At 69.9% G+C, this 15,459-nt stretch carries 10 protein-coding genes; 3 read left to right on the top strand and 7 right to left on the bottom strand.

Annotation, left to right across the window (positions count from 1 at the left end; translation table 11 throughout):
- Nucleotides 1-44: 44 nt before the first annotated feature.
- The 3 genes from fusA to rpsL form a co-directional block, all read right to left on the bottom strand.
- Complete coding sequence (fusA, locus tag O2V61_RS13440) at nt 45-2,144, bottom strand: elongation factor G (RefSeq protein WP_269183799.1); 2,100 nt, start codon at nt 2,142-2,144, stop codon at nt 45-47.
- 87 nt (nt 2,145-2,231) lie between these two features.
- On the bottom strand, nt 2,232-2,702 hold the full coding sequence (gene rpsG, locus O2V61_RS13435; protein ID WP_269159155.1) for a 30S ribosomal protein S7: 471 nt from the start codon (nt 2,700-2,702) through the stop codon (nt 2,232-2,234).
- Complete coding sequence (rpsL, locus tag O2V61_RS13430) at nt 2,702-3,076, bottom strand: 30S ribosomal protein S12 (RefSeq protein WP_036334266.1); 375 nt, start codon at nt 3,074-3,076, stop codon at nt 2,702-2,704. The genes rpsG and rpsL overlap by 1 nt, the downstream gene beginning before the upstream one ends.
- 628 nt (nt 3,077-3,704) lie before the next feature.
- Here rpsL and O2V61_RS13425 point away from each other — a divergent pair.
- The 3 genes from O2V61_RS13425 to O2V61_RS13415 all read left to right on the top strand — a co-directional run bounded on the left by O2V61_RS13425 (nt 3,705) and on the right by O2V61_RS13415 (nt 6,122).
- On the top strand, nt 3,705-4,685 hold the full coding sequence (locus tag O2V61_RS13425; protein WP_269183798.1) for a hypothetical protein: 981 nt from the start codon (nt 3,705-3,707) through the stop codon (nt 4,683-4,685).
- 92 nt (nt 4,686-4,777) lie between these two features.
- On the top strand, nt 4,778-4,993 hold the full coding sequence (locus O2V61_RS13420) for a hypothetical protein (RefSeq protein WP_269183797.1): 216 nt from the start codon (nt 4,778-4,780) through the stop codon (nt 4,991-4,993).
- Between the two features lie 88 nt (nt 4,994-5,081).
- Nucleotides 5,082-6,122: an LLM class F420-dependent oxidoreductase gene (locus O2V61_RS13415; RefSeq protein ID WP_269183796.1), complete on the top strand. Its 1,041-nt coding sequence runs from the start codon at nt 5,082-5,084 to the stop codon at nt 6,120-6,122.
- Nucleotides 6,123-6,233: 111 nt separating this feature from the next.
- Here O2V61_RS13415 and O2V61_RS13410 read toward each other — a convergent pair whose 3' ends face one another.
- The 4 genes from O2V61_RS13410 to rplJ all read right to left on the bottom strand — a co-directional run bounded on the left by O2V61_RS13410 (nt 6,234) and on the right by rplJ (nt 15,349).
- Nucleotides 6,234-10,133 (bottom strand): DNA-directed RNA polymerase subunit beta', encoded by a 3,900-nt coding sequence (locus O2V61_RS13410; RefSeq protein ID WP_269183795.1) that lies wholly within the window; start codon nt 10,131-10,133, stop codon nt 6,234-6,236.
- Between the two features lie 94 nt (nt 10,134-10,227).
- Nucleotides 10,228-13,737, bottom strand: coding sequence for a DNA-directed RNA polymerase subunit beta (gene rpoB, locus O2V61_RS13405; protein WP_269183794.1), 3,510 nt, complete (start codon nt 13,735-13,737; stop codon nt 10,228-10,230).
- A gap of 571 nt (nt 13,738-14,308) precedes the next feature.
- Nucleotides 14,309-14,698, bottom strand: a complete 390-nt coding sequence (rplL, locus tag O2V61_RS13400) for a 50S ribosomal protein L7/L12 (protein ID WP_269183793.1) — start codon at nt 14,696-14,698, stop codon at nt 14,309-14,311.
- 18 nt (nt 14,699-14,716) lie between these two features.
- Entirely contained in the window at nt 14,717-15,349 is a 633-nt protein-coding gene (gene rplJ, locus O2V61_RS13395; RefSeq protein ID WP_269183792.1) for a 50S ribosomal protein L10, read from the bottom strand.
- Nucleotides 15,350-15,459 lie beyond the last annotated feature (110 nt).

Raw genomic sequence — 15,459 nt, 5'->3', positions numbered from 1 at the left:
CGTGCTCGGGGGGCGGGCCCGGGGTACCCGGGCCCGCCGTCCCGTTACTCGCCGGTCGCCTTGGCGATGATCTCCTTGGCGACGTTGGCCGGGACCTCGGCGTAGGTGTCGAACACCATGGTGTAGCTCGCCCGCCCCTGGGTGCGGCTGCGCAGGTCGCCCACGTAGCCGAACATCTCCGACAGCGGCACCAGGGCCCGGACGACGCGAGCGCCGGAGCGCTCCTCCATCGCCTGGATGGTCCCGCGGCGGGAGTTCAGGTCGCCGATGACGTCGCCCATGTTCTCTTCAGGGGTGACGACCTCGACCGCCATCATCGGCTCCAGCAGGGCCGGGCTGGCCTTGCGGGCAGCCTCCTTGAAGGCGATCGACCCGGCGATCTTGAAGGCCATCTCCGAGGAGTCGACCTCGTGGTACTGGCCGTCCAGGAGCGACGCCTTGACGCCGACCATCGGGTAGCCGGCGAGGATGCCGTACTGCATGGCGTCCTGCATGCCGGCGTCGACCGACGGGATGTACTCCCGCGGGATGCGCCCACCGGTGACCTTGTTCTCGAACTCGTAGGTCGCCGAGTCGCCGCTCATCACGAGCGGCTCGAGGGCGATCTGCACCTTCGCGAACTGGCCGGAGCCACCCGTCTGCTTCTTGTGCGTGTAGTCGTAGCGCTCGACGGCCTTGCGGATCGTCTCGCGGTAGGCCACCTGCGGCTTGCCGACGTTGGCCTCGACGCGGAACTCACGCCGCATGCGGTCGACCAGGATCTCCAGGTGGAGCTCGCCCATGCCGGAGATGACCGTCTGACCGGTCTCCTCGTCCAGCTTGACCTGGAAGGTGGGGTCCTCCTCGGCCAGCTTCTGGATGGCCGTGCCCAGCTTCTCCTGGTCGCCCTTCGTCTTGGGCTCGATCGCCACCGAGATGACCGGGGCGGGGAAGGTCATCGACTCGAGGATCACCGGGCTCTGCGGGTCGCAGAGGGTGTCGCCCGTGGTCGTGTTCTTCATCCCGTTGACGGCGACGATCTCACCGGCACCCACGCCAGCGCGCTCTTCGCGCTTGTTGGCGTGCATCTGGTAGATCTTCCCGACCCGCTCCTTGCGGTCCTTGGTGCTGTTCAGCACCGGGGAGCCCGCCTCGAGCTTGCCGGAGTAGACCCGGATGTAGGTCAGCTTCCCCAGGTGCTGGTCCGTCTGGATCTTGAAGGCCAGCGCGGAGAACGGCTCGTTCTCGTCAGCGTGACGCAGGACCTCGGTCTCGCCGTCCAGCGCGGTGCCGACGATCGACTCGACGTCCAGCGGGCTGGGCAGGTAGTCGACGACCGCGTCGAGCAGGGGCTGCACGCCCTTGTTCTTGAAGGCCGTGCCGGTGATGACCGGGTTGACCTGGCCGGCGATGGTCGCCTTGCGGATGGCGGCCTTGAGGCGCTCCGGGGCGATCTCCTCGCCGCCGAGGTAGTCCTCCATCAACGAGTCGTCGAAGTCCGCGATGTTCTCGAGCAGCTTCTCGCGGTACTCGGCGGCCTGGTCGGCGAGCTCGGCCGGGATCTCCTCGATGGCGTAGTCCTCGCCCATCTTGGTCTCACCGCGCCAGGTGAGTGCGCGCATGAACACCAGGTCGACGACGCCGATGAAGTCGGCCTCGGCCCCGATCGGCAGCTGCAGCACCAGCGGGTTGGCCGCGAGGCGCTCGATCATCATCTCGACGCAGCGGAAGAAGTCCGCACCGGTGCGGTCGAGCTTGTTGACGAAGCACATGCGCGGGACGCTGTACTTCTCTGCCTGCCGCCAGACCTGCTCGGTCTGCGGCTCGACGCCGGCCACACCGTCGTAGACGGCGACGGCCCCGTCGAGGACCCGGAGCGACCGCTCCACCTCGACGGTGAAGTCGACGTGACCCGGGGTGTCGATGATGTTGATGTCGTGATCGGCCCAGGAGCACTTCGTCGCAGCGGACGTGATCGTGATTCCGCGCTCCTGCTCCTGCTCCATCCAGTCCATCGTGGCCGCGCCGTCGTGGACTTCACCGATCTTGTAGTTGATACCGGTGTAGAAGAGGATCCGCTCGGTCGTCGTCGTCTTGCCGGCGTCGATGTGCGCCATGATCCCGATGTTGCGGGTCTTGGCGAGTTGGGCCTCGTTCTGGGCCATTACGTCACTCCTCTTCGTTCTCGTCCGTGCGCGGTGCCCGGGGGTCGCCCGGGTCCACCGCGGGCAGCGGCTGCTGAGGGACTGTCGTCACCAGCGGTAGTGCGCGAAGGCCTTGTTCGACTCGGCCATCTTGTGCGTGTCCTCGCGGCGCTTGACCGCGGCACCGAGACCGTTGCTGGCGTCCAGCAGCTCGTTCATGAGGCGCTCGGTCATCGTCTTCTCACGGCGCGCCCGGCTGTACTGGATGAGCCAGCGCAGGCCGAGGGTGGTGCTGCGCGAGGGGCGGACCTCGATCGGCACCTGGTACGTGGCACCACCGACGCGGCGGCTGCGCACCTCGAGGGCGGGCTTCACGTTGTCCAGCGCACGCTTGAGCGTGACGACCGGGTCGGTGTCGTTCTTCGCCCGGACGCCCTCGAGGGCGCCGTAGACGATCGCCTCGGCGATGGAGCGCTTGCCGTCGACGAGCACCTTGTTCACCAGCTGGGTGACCAGCTGGGACTGGTAGACCGGGTCGGCGACGAGCGGACGCTTCGGCGCGGGGCCCTTGCGCGGCATTAGCTCTTCTCCTTCTTCGCGCCGTAGCGGCTGCGAGCCTGCTTGCGGCCGCGGACGCCCTGGGTGTCCAGCGAGCCGCGAATGATCTTGTACCGGACGCCGGGGAGGTCCTTCACCCGGCCGCCGCGCACGAGCACCATGGAGTGCTCCTGCAGGTTGTGGCCGACGCCCGGGATGTAGGCGGTCACCTCGACGCCACTGGTGAGGCGGACGCGAGCGACCTTGCGCAGCGCCGAGTTCGGCTTCTTCGGCGTCGTCGTGTAGACGCGCGTGCACACGCCGCGGCGCTGAGGGGATCCCTTCAACGCCGGGGTCTTGGTCTTCTCGACCTTGTCCTCGCGGCCCTTGCGGACCAGCTGCTGGATCGTGGGCATGGGTGGCCTGGATCTCCTGCCTGCGCTGGGTCGTGCTGTGGATGTGGTGCACTGCTGTGGTGTGCCCGGTCGCCCGGCCCTCTCGAGTCTGCCCGCGACCCACCCTCCGACCCCCGCGTTCGGGCGTGTCGCCCTGCGCGAGAACCGGCCAGTTGATCGAACCGGACTCATCGCCCCTCGCGACTCGGCACCGACCACACCACCTTGCAGTGGGCCCCGTCGGTGACGGGAGTGGCCCCTGGCATCCGGTCGGTCCGAGGACCGATGGACACCCAGGTGCACCGCGAACGGGAGCAGGCCCAGTCATCCTGGGCACAGCTGACCACAGTACCCGGCCCTGCCGGACCGGTCAAAGCCGGGTCGACATGTGGGCTGCGCACCGGGGTCAGCCGGTCCGTCCTGCACCAACTGGCGGTGTACCGGGCACATTCCCGGGCGCTGCAGGCAGCTGCCCGAGGGGTCGTGCCGGCAACGTACCGGAATCGGACGGCGGCGGGCAGGCGCACCGCCACCGTGGACCGGCGCCGATCGTCCACGTCGCTTCTGTCGGACTCCCGCCCTACGGTCGGTGCTGACCTGCTCACGTCCTGCACCCAGTCCTTGGTGCCCCTGCCGCCCGGAGGTAGCCGTGCTCCCCGACAACGCCCGCGAACTGAAGGCCCGGCTGTCCAAGCGGCTGAGCGAGGTGCCGCCGTCCAGCGTCGTCGCCAGCTCGGTCGACGGGCCTTCCCGGTGGAGCGGGATCGCCCTGGGCCTGACCCCGGTCGCCGGGGGCCAGGTGCACCTGGCGATCCGGTTGATCGAGCCGGCCGACGCCGAGGTGGTGCTCGCCGGCCTGGACGCCGGCGCCCGGGACGAGGTCGACGTCCGGGTCATCGGACCGGTCCGGCCGCTGCGCTCCCCCACCCCCGAGGAGCTGCGGCGGCGCGGCCGTCCGTTGCGGCCGGGGGCGTCGATCAGCCATCGGGACGTCACCGCCGGGACCCTCGGCGGGTTCGTCCGGCGCGCCGGCGCCGGCGAGCTGCTGGTGCTGAGCAACAACCACGTGCTGGCCAACAGCGACGCGGCCACGGAGGGGGACCCGGTGCTGCAGCCAGGTGTCGCCGACGGCGGTCTCGAGACCGACCGCATCGGTGGGCTGACCTCCTTCGTCCGGTTCAGGAGCCAGCCGGGGAACCTCGTCGACGCCGCGGTCGCCGCCCTGGACCCGGGCATGGCCGCCGATCCCACCGCCTACCCCGGGGGCCCGCTCTCTGCCGCGGTGGCGGCCGCCGACGAGACCGACCCCGACGAACTGGTGGAGAAGGTGGGGCGCACCACCGGCCACACCCACGGACGGATCACCGCCGTCGAGGTGGACGGCGTCGGCGTGCAGTACGACGACGTCGTGCACACGTTCGACGACCAGGTGGAGATCGAGGGCCTCACCGGTGGCTTCAGCGCCGGCGGCGACAGCGGGTCGGTGATCTGGCGCAGCCGGGACCGTGCGCCACTGGGGCTGCTGTTCGCCGGGTCCACCACCGGCGGCAGCGCCGGTGGCGGCGTCACGTTCGCCAACCCGATGGCCACCGTGCTGCGCGAGCTCGACGTCGAGTGGTTCGCAGGCTGAGTCACGGAGCACGCGAGCCGGGGGACCCCGGACGGAGGGCACCGACGGCCGTTGCCCTGTCCTGATCCCGCGGCGAGGGGCACCATGGGGACATGACCGACCGCGCCTCCGCCCGGGCCGCCAAGGACGCGCTGGCCTCCCGCTTCGCCTCCGACCCCGGTGTCGCCGGGGTCGGGCTCGCGCGGCAGGCCGCCGAGTACGTGGTCCGGGTCGACCTGGCCGAGCCGGGCGCTGGCGCCCGGGTCCCGGCCGACGTCGACGGCGTGCGGGTCGTCACCCACGTGATCGGAACCGTCCGCGCACTCTGAGCCGCCCCGGGTCCCGACGCCCCCGCCCGGCCGTTACCGTCGCGGCACGTGGCACCGACGAGGGTGCCGCAAACGCCGAGGAGGGCGCGTGCGCATCGGGATCCAGGCCAGCTACGCCGGTGACTTCAAGCAGACCGCGGAGGAGATCCGCGACCTGGAGTCGGCCGGGCTCGACGTCGCGATGTGCGCGGAGGTGTACACGTTCGACGCGGTGAGCCAGTTGGGCTATCTCGCGGCCGTGACCGACCGGGTCGAGCTGATGAGCGGCATCCTGCCCATCTACAGCCGCACTCCTGCGCTGATCGCGATGACCGCGGCCGGCCTGGACTTCGTGTCCGGTGGCCGGTTCACCCTCGGGCTCGGCGCCTCGGGCCCCCAGGTCATCGAGGGGTGGCACGGGTTGCCGTACGACGCCCCGCTGCAGCGGACCCGCGAGATCGTGGAGATCTGCCGCCAGGTGTGGCGCCGCGAGCGGCTGGAGCACGACGGCAAGAAGTACCAGGTGCCGCTCCCAGCCGACCAGGGCACCGGCCTCGGCAAGCCGCTGAAGCTGATCAACACCCCGGTCCGGCCGCAGATCCCGGTGCTCCTGGCCGCCCTCGGCCCGAAGAACGTCGAGCTCGCCGCGGAGATCGCGGAGAAGTGGGAGCCGATCTTCTTCCACCCCGAGCGCGCGGCCGACGTGTGGGGGGCCTCGCTCGAAGCGGGCAGGGCCAAGCGGGACCCGTCGCTGGGTGAGCTCGACGTCGTCGTCGGGGTGCCGGTGGCGATCGGCGAGGACGTCGACCACCTGGTGGAGGCAGTGCGGCCGGGGATCGCGCTGTACGTCGGCGGCATGGGCGCCAAGGGGAAGAACTTCTACAACGACCTGGCCCGCCGGTACGGCTACGAGGCCGAGGCCGAGGCCATCCAGGAGCTGTACCTGGCCGGACGGAAGGACGAGGCGGCCGCCGCCGTCCCGGAGGACCTGGTGCGGGCGACGTCCCTCATCGGGTCGGAGTCCTACGTGGCGGAGCGGATCGCGGCGTTCGCGGAGGCCGGGGTGACCACGCTGAACCTGCAGCCCCTCGACGACAGCCGCGAGGGCCGACTCCGCACCGTCGAGACGATGCGCCGCCTGGCCGGCTGAGCCCCCGCAGGCCGGAACCCCTGGCTCCTTGCGTCACGTGACGCGGCAGGACGAAGAGAGGCCCCGCACGCCGGCTGGCGTGCGGGGCCTCTCTGTCACTCACTCAGCGCATCAGCGCCAGTCGTACTCCTCGAGCCGGACGGCCTCGCCCGTGCCCTGACCGAAGACGTCCGGGCTGTAGTACTGCCCGTCGTCGTAGCCGGCCATGGTGTAGACGGCGGCGCGCGCCTCCTCGGTGGGCTCGACCGTGATGTTCCGGTAGCGGCTGATGCCGGTGCCGGCCGGGATCAGCTTCCCGATGATCACGTTCTCCTTGAGCCCGAGCAGGCTGTCGCTCTTGCCCTGGATGGCGGCGTCGGTGAGCACCTTGGTCGTCTCCTGGAAGGAGGCGGCCGACAGCCACGACTCCGTCGCCAGCGACGCCTTGGTGATCCCCATCAGCACCGGACGGGCCGAGGCCGGCTCGCCACCTTCGGCGACCACCCGACGGTTCTCCGTCTCGAACAGGGTCCGCTCGACCAGCGCACCGGGCAGGAACTCCGTCGCACCCGAGTCGATGATGGTCACCCGCTTCAGCATCTGGCGGATGATCACCTCGATGTGCTTGTCGTGGATCGACACGCCCTGGCTGCGGTAGACCTCCTGGACCTCGCGCACCAGGTGCAGCTGCACCTCACGCGGGCCCATGATCCGCAGCACCTCGTGCGGGTCGACCGCACCCTCGGTCAGCTGCTCGCCGACCTCGACGTGCCCGCCGTCCTCGACCCGCAGCCGCGAGCGACGCGACAGCTTGTCGTAGACGACCTCCTCGGACCCGTCGTCCGGGGTGATGGTGAGCTTGCGGAACTGGTCGCCGTCCTCGATCCGGACGGTGCCGGCCAGCTCGGCGATCGGGGCCTTGCCCTTGGGGACGCGGGCCTCGAAGAGCTCGACCACACGCGGCAGGCCGTGGGTGATGTCGGCACCGGCCACACCACCGGTGTGGAAGGTGCGCATGGTCAGCTGCGTACCGGGCTCACCGATCGACTGGGCGGCGATGATGCCGACCGCCTCGCCGACGTCCACGAGCTTGCCCGACGCCAGCGACCGGCCGTAGCAGGTGGCGCAGGTGCCCAGCAGCGACTCGCAGGTGAGCACGCAGCGCACCTTGACCTCGGCGACACCGGCGTCGACGAGCTGAGCGATCAGCACGTCGCCCAGGTCCGCCCCGGCCGGGGCGATCTGGGTGCCGTCGGCAGCGACCACGTCGGCGGCCAGCGCGCGGGCGTAGACGCTGGTCTCCACGTGGGCGTCACGGATGACCGTGCCGTCCACCACGGTGCCGATCGGCATGATCACGCCGCGCTCGGTGCCGCAGTCCTCCTCGCGGATGATGACGTCCTGCGAGACGTCGACCAGACGGCGGGTGAGGTACCCGGAGTCGGCGGTCCGCAGCGCGGTGTCGGCCAGGCCCTTGCGGGCACCGTGCGTGGAGATGAAGTACTCCAGCACCGACAGACCCTCCCGGAAGTTGGCCTTGATCGGCCGCGGGATGATCTCGCCCTTCGGGTTGGCCACCAGGCCACGCATGCCGGCGATCTGGCTGATCTGCATCATGTTGCCGCGAGCGCCGGAGTTGACCATGACCCAGACCGGGTTGGTGGTCGGGAAGTTGTCGACCATCGCCTGGCTGACCTCGGCGCGTGCCCGCGTCCAGATCTCGATGAGCTCGGAACGACGCTCGGCGTCGGTGATGACGCCGCGCTCGTACTGACGCTCGATCTTGCGGGCCTCGTCCTCGTGCCGCTCCAGGATCGCGGCCTTCACCGGCGGGGTGACGACGTCGTCGATCGCGATCGTCACGCCCGAACGGGTCGCCCAGCGGAACCCGGCCGACTTGAGGGCGTCCAGCGTCGCCGCCACCTGCACCTTCGGGTAGCGCTCGGCGAGGTCGTTGACGATCGCGCCCAGCGCCTTCTTCGGCACCTGGTAGTTGACGAACCGGTAGTCCTCCGGCAGGGCCTCGTTGAAGAGGACCCGGCCCAGGCTGGTGGAGACGAGGGCCGGCTGACCCGGCTCCCAGCCCTCGGGGGCCTCCCACGGGTCGTTCGGGCCGCTGTCGACGCCGAAGACCTCGTCGAGGCGGATGAGGACCCGCTCCTGCAGCCCGAGCGCGCCCTTGTCGAAGGCCATGACGGCCTCGGCGGTCGTGGAGTAGGACTTCGGCCGCTCGCCCTCGGGCACCTCGACCGTCCCGGAAAGGGAGGTCAGGTGGTAGAGGCCCAGCACCATGTCCTGGGTCGGCGCGGTGATCGGGCGACCATCGGCCGGGCTCAGGATGTTGTTGCTGGACAGCATGAGGATGCGGGCCTCGGCCTGCGCCTCGGCGGACAGCGGCAGGTGCACCGCCATCTGGTCACCGTCGAAGTCGGCGTTGAACGCGGTGCAGACCAGCGGGTGGATCTGGATGGCCTTGCCCTCGACCAGCTGGGGCTCGAAGGCCTGGATGCCCAGACGGTGCAGGGTCGGCGCCCGGTTCAGCAGCACCGGGTGCTCGGTGATGACCTCTTCGAGGACGTCCCACACGACCGGCCGCGCGCGCTCCACCATCCGCTTGGCGGACTTGATGTTCTGCGCGTGGTTCAGGTCCACCAGCCGCTTCATCACGAACGGCTTGAACAGCTCCAGCGCCATCTGCTTGGGCAGACCGCACTGGTGCAGCTTCAGCTGCGGGCCGACGACGATGACCGAACGGCCGGAGTAGTCGACGCGCTTGCCCAGCAGGTTCTGCCGGAAACGACCCTGCTTGCCCTTGAGCAGGTCGCTCAGGGACTTCAGCGGACGGTTGCCCGGTCCGGTGACCGGCCGACCACGACGGCCGTTGTCGAACAGCGCGTCCACGGACTCCTGGAGCATCCGCTTCTCGTTGTTGACGATGATCTCCGGCGCACCCAGGTCGAGCAGACGCTTGAGCCGGTTGTTCCGGTTGATCACCCGGCGGTACAGGTCGTTCATGTCGCTGGTCGCGAAGCGGCCACCGTCCAGCTGCACCATGGGGCGCAGGTCCGGCGGGATCACCGGCACGCAGTCCAGCACCATGCCCATCGGCGAGTTCTGGGTCTGCTGGAACGCCGCGACGACCTTCAGCCGCTTGAGCGCCCGCAGCTTGCGCTGGCCCTTGCCGCTGCGGATGGTCTCGCGCAGCGAGATGGCCTCGGCGTCGAGGTCGAAGCCGGCGAGCAGCTTCTGCAGCGCCGCAGCGCCCATGCCGCCCTCGAAGTACTCACCGAAGCGGTCGCGCAGCTCGCGGTAGAGGCCCTCGTCGGCGATGAGCTGCTTCACCTCGAGCTTGCGGAAGGTGTCCATCACCTCTTCGAGGCGGTCGATCTCCCGCTGGGCCCGGTCGCGCAGCTGGCGCATCTCGCGCTCGCCGCCCTCGCGCACCTTGCGGCGCACGTCGGACTTGGCACCCTCGGCCTCGAGCTCGGCGAGGTCGGCCTCCAGCTTCTGCTGGCGGGCCTCCACGTCGGCGTCGCGGCGACCCTCGAGGTTGGACTTCTCGGCGCTGATCTCGGCCTCGACGGTCGGCAGGTCGCGGTGACGCGCCTCGTCGTCGACAGAGGTGATCATGTACGCAGCGAAGTAGATGATCTTCTCGAGGTCCTTGGGCGCCAGGTCCAGCAGGTAGCCCAGGCGCGAGGGAACGCCCTTGAAGAACCAGATGTGGGTGACCGGGGCGGCCAGCTCGATGTGGCCCATCCGCTCACGACGCACCTTGGCGCGAGTGACCTCGACGCCGCAGCGCTCGCAGATGATGCCCTTGAAGCGGACCCGCTTGTACTTCCCGCAGTAGCACTCCCAGTCCCGGGTGGGACCGAAGATCTTCTCGCAGAACAGACCGTCCTTCTCCGGACGGAGAGTGCGGTAGTTGATGGTCTCGGGCTTCTTCACCTCGCCGTGTGACCACTGGCGGATGTCGTCACCGCTGGCCAGACCGATGCGCAGTTCGTCGAAGAAGTTGACGTCGAGCACTCGATGTACCCCTTTCCGGGGCTAGTTCTTCGCTTCTAGTCGATGAGGGTTGGTGCCGGCCGGCCCTGACTGCTCAGGGCCGGCCGGCGGCCGATCAGACGTCCTCGACGGACGACGGCTCGCGACGGCTGAGGTCGATGCCCAGCTCCTCCGCGGCGCGGAAGACCTCGTCGTCGGTGTCACGCAGCTCGATCGCCTGCCCGTCGCCGGAGAGGACCTCCACGTTCAGGCAGAGCGACTGGAGCTCCTTGAGCAGCACCTTGAAGGACTCCGGGATGCCCGGCTCCGGGATGTTCTCGCCCTTGACGATCGCCTCGTACACCTTGACGCGGCCGAGGATGTCGTCGGACTTGATGGTGAGGAGCTCCTGCAGCGCGTAGGCGGCGCCGTAGGCCTGCATCGCCCAGCACTCCATCTCACCGAAGCGCTGACCACCGAACTGCGCCTTACCACCCAGCGGCTGCTGCGTGATCATCGAGTACGGGCCGGTGGAGCGGGCGTGGATCTTGTCGTCCACCAGGTGCAGCAGCTTCAGGATGTAGACGTACCCCACGGCGATCGGCTCGGGGAAGGGCTCCCCGGAGCGGCCGTCGAACAGCCGCGCCTTGCCGGTCTCCTTGACCATCCGGTCGCCGTTGCGGTTCGGCGTCGTCGAGCCGAGCAGGCCGATGAGCTCCTCCTCCTTGGCGCCGTCGAACACCGGGGTCGCGGTGCGGGTGCCGGGAGCGGCCTGACGGGCGGCGGCGGGCAGCTTCGCAGCCCACTCCGGGGTGCCCTCGACCTCCCAGCCCTGCTTGGCGATCCACCCGAGGTGCATCTCCAGCACCTGGCCGACGTTCATCCGACCGGGCACGCCCAGCGGGTTGAGCACGATGTCGACCGGGGTGCCGTCCTCGAGGAACGGCATGTCCTCCTGCGGGAGGATCTTGGAGATGACGCCCTTGTTCCCGTGCCGGCCGGCCAGCTTGTCGCCGTCGCTGATCTTGCGCATCTGGGCCACGTAGACCCGGATGAGCTCGTTCACGCCGGCGGGGAGCTCGTCGCCGTCCTCGCGGGAGAAGACCCGGACGCCGATGACCTTGCCGGACTCACCGTGCTTGACCTTGAGGCTGGTGTCGCGCACCTCGCGGGCCTTCTCACCGAAGATCGCCCGCAGCAGCCGCTCCTCGGGGGTCAGCTCGGTCTCGCCCTTGGGCGTGACCTTGCCGACGAGGATGTCGCCGGGGACGACCTCGGCACCGATCCGGATGATCCCGCGCTCGTCGAGGTCGGCGAGGACCTCCTCGGAGACGTTCGGGATGTCCCGGGTGATCTCCTCGGCACCGAGCTTGGTGTCGCGGGCGTCGACCTCGAACTCCTCGATGTGGATCGAGGACAGGACGTCGTCCTGCACGAGGCGCTGCGACAGGATGATCGCGTCCTCGTAGTTGTGACCCTCCCAGGGCATGAAGGCGACGAGCAGGTTCTTGCCCAGCGCCATCTCGCCCTCGTCGGTGCACGGGCCGTCGGCGACGACCTGACCGACCTCGACCCGCTGGCCCTCCTCGACCACCGGGCTCTGGTTGATCGAGGTGCCCTGGTTCGAGCGCTGGAACTTCAGCAGCCGGTACGTCTGCCGGGTCCCGTCGTCGGCCATCACGGTGACGTAGTCGGCGGTGGAGTCCTCGACCACGCCGGCCTTCTCGGCCACCACGACGTCGCCGGCGTCGACGGCGGCACGCAGCTCCATGCCGGTGCCGACCAGCGGCGCCTCGCTGCGCAGCAGCGGCACCGCCTGACGCTGCATGTTCGCGCCCATCAGGGCCCGGTTCGCGTCGTCGTGCTCGAGGAACGGGATCATCGCCGTCGCGACCGAGGTCATCTGCCGCGGCGAGACGTCCATGTAGTCGACGTTCTCCGGGGCGAGGTCGGTGGTCTCGCCGCCCTTGGTGCGGACCAGGACCAGGTCCTCGGCGAACCGGCCCGTCGCGTCCAGCGGCGAGTTGGCCTGGGCGACGACGAAGCGGTCCTCCTCGTCCGCGGTGAGGTAGTCGATCTGGTCGGTGACCGTGCCGTTCTCGACCTTGCGGTACGGGGTCTCGATGAACCCGAACGGGTTGACCCGACCGAAGGAGGACAGCGAGCCGATCAGGCCGATGTTCGGGCCTTCCGGCGTCTCGATCGGGCACATCCGGCCGTAGTGGCTCGGGTGCACGTCGCGGACCTCCATGCCCGCGCGCTCACGGGAGAGACCACCCGGACCCAGCGCCGACAGGCGACGCTTGTGGGTCAGGCCCGCGAGCGGGTTGGTCTGGTCCATGAACTGCGAGAGCTGGCTGGTGCCGAAGAACTCCTTGATGGAGGCGACGACCGGCCGGATGTTGATCAGGGTCTGCGGCGTGATCGCCTCGACGTCCTGCGTCGTCATCCGCTCGCGCACGACGCGCTCCATGCGGGAGAGACCGACCCGGATCTGGTTCTGGATCAGCTCGCCGACCGTGCGCAGGCGCCGGTTGCCGAAGTGGTCGATGTCGTCGACGCCGTGGTCGGGCTCGCCGGCGTGCAGGCGCACCACGTACTCGATGGTGGCGACGATGTCGTCCTCGGTCAGCGTGGAGGTGCCCTTGGGCACCTCGACGCCGAGCTTCTTGTTCACCTTGTAGCGGCCGACCTTCGCCAGGTCGTAGCGCTTCGGGTTGAAGAAGAGGTTCTCCAGCAGCGCCTGTGCCGACTCACGCGTCGGCGGCTCGCCCGGGCGCAGCTTGCGGTAGATGTCCAGCAGCGCCTCGTCCTGGCCGGCGAGGTGGTCCTTCTCCAGGGTGGCCAGCATCGTGGGCGACCACTGGAAGTGCTCGCGGATGCGGTCCTCGGTCCAGCCGAGGGCCTTGAGCAGGACGCTGACCGGCTGGCGGCGCTTGCGGTCGATCCGGACGCCCACGGTGTCGCGCTTGTCGACGTCGAACTCCAGCCACGCACCGCGGCTGGGGATCACCTTGGCGCTGTAGACGTCCTTGTCCGACGTCTTGTCCAGGCTCTTGTCGAAGTAGACGCCGGGGCTGCGGACCAGCTGGGAGACGACGACGCGCTCGGTCCCGTTGATGACGAACGTGCCCTTGCTCGTCATGACCGGGAAGTCGCCCATGAACACCGTCTGGCTCTTGATCTCGCCGGTGGTGTTGTTCATGAACTCGGCGGTGACGAACAGCGGCGCCGCGTAGGTCATGTCCTTGTCCTTGCACTCCTCGAGCGACGCCTTGACGTCCTCGAAGCGCGGGTTGGAGAAGGACAGCGACATCGAGCCGCTGAAGTCCTCGATCGGGGAGATCTCCTCGAGGATCTCCGCCAGGCCGCCCACCGCGCCGGCCTGCTCCTCGGGCGCGAGGGTGGCCCGCCACGCGGGGCTCCCGACCAGCCAGTCGAAGGAGGCGGTCTGGAGCGCGAGCAGGTCCGGGACCTCGAGCGGCTCGTGGATCTTGGCGAACGAGACGCGCAGCGGCGCGCCGGGGATCTTCTGGTGGTCGGTGCCGCCGGTGCGGGGACCGGGCTGCACGTCGACCGCGGTGGTCGGGGTGCTGCTGGACTCGGTGGTGCCGGGGGTGATGCTGGTGGGGCGAGAGCCTGCCAAGATGCGTCCTTTCGAGGACCTCACGACGTGCGGGCGGTGGGTGCAGTTCGTCCTGGGTCGTCGTCGTTGTCGGCGAGGCTGACCGCGGATGCCTGCCCCGTCGGTACGGTCAACACGGGGTCGCCCGGAGCCGTTCCCGGGCACCCCCTCGTGACCCGTCTCGGCGGGCTGGCAGTCAGAGGGCAGCGCAACAGGAGACCCTACCCCTGCTCAGCGCCGGTGTCCACGTCGGGCCGCCGGAGCGGCTGGGGACCCACCCGCGAGGGGTGGCCGGTGCCCACCCGGCCCGGGAGCACTGGGCTCCGGAGGCGGAGCGCAGCGCCGCGGGATCGGGGGCGAGCGAGGCGAGTGCCCTGCCGATGATGCCAGTGCGGCAGCCCAGCGGGAACTGCCACGCCGGGACCTGTGGGTGAACGACGCGCCTACGGAGATCCGGCCGGGGACGACCGGCCGGCGCTCCGGAGCGATCTGGACGCACGACAGGGGCCGACCCACCGGAGTGGATCGGCCCCTGTCGTCGGTGCGGGGTGGTGCTACCCGGCCGCCGCGGGGGCGGCGGCCGGGTGAGGGGTCACTTGACGGTGACGGTGGCGCCGGCGCCCTCGAGGGCGGCCTTGGCCTTCTCCGCAGCGTCCTTGGCGACCTTCTCCAGGACCGGCTTCGGTGCGTTGTCGACCAGGTCCTTGGCCTCCTTGAGGCCGAGCGAGGTCAGGCCGCGCACCTCCTTGATGACCTGGATCTTCTTGTCACCGGCGGACTCGAGGACGACGTCGAACTCGTCCTGCTCGACCGGGGCCTCGGCGGCAGCGCCGCCACCGGCGCCACCGGCAGCCGCGACGGCGACCGGCGCAGCGGCGGTGACGTCGAAGGTGGTCTCGAACTCCTTCACGAAGTCCGACAGCTCCAGGAGGGTCATCTCCTTGAAGGCGTCGAGCAGCTCGTCAGTGGAAAGCTTGGCCATGGTGTCTCCTTGGGGGGGTCAGTCGGTGCTGGCCGCGGAGTCCGCGGCAGCACTCTCGTCGGTGGTGGCCGGGGCGGCCGGGGTGGTGTCAGCAGCAGAGTCGGCGGGAGCAGCGTCGTCCGAGGCGGGAGCGCCCTCGGCCGGCTTCTTCTCCTTGAGGGCCTCGGCCAGTCGGGCGACCTGCGACAGCGGGGCCTGGAACAGCCCGGCCGCCTTGGTGAGGTTGCCCTTCATGGCGCCGGCCAGCTTGGCCAGCAGGACCTCACGGGACTCGACGTCGGCGAGGCGGGTGACCTCGGCTGCGTCGACCGTGCGGCCCTCGACCACGCCGCCCTTGATGACCAGCAGCGGGTTGGCCCGCGCGAAGTCACGGATGGCCTTGGCGGCCTCGACCGGGTCGCCCTCGATGAAGGCGATCGCGGTGGGGCCGTTGAGCAGCGGGGCCAGGTCGGAGTGACCGACCGAGTCCGCTGCACGCTTCGTCAGGGTGTTCTTGACGACGGCGTAGCTGCTGCCCGCACCGAGGGAACGACGCAGCTCGGTCAGCTGCGCCACGGTCAGCCCGCGGTACTCGGTGAGCACGGCCGCGCTGGACTTCTGGAACCGCTCGGTGATCTCTTCGATCACCGCGGCCTTCGCCTGCGTGGGCATGGGCCTCCTCTCGTCTGTCGGGCGACCACCGGCGAGGAGCGCCCGGGGCGATCGGGCCCGGAGACGAGGAACGCCCCGGCGCAGGGCGCACGGGGCGAGGGACGTTCACG

Source organism: Modestobacter sp. VKM Ac-2985 (genome assembly GCF_026967925.1).
Taxonomy (GTDB): domain Bacteria; phylum Actinomycetota; class Actinomycetes; order Mycobacteriales; family Geodermatophilaceae; genus Modestobacter.
This window is presented reverse-complemented; position numbering and strand designations above follow the sequence as displayed.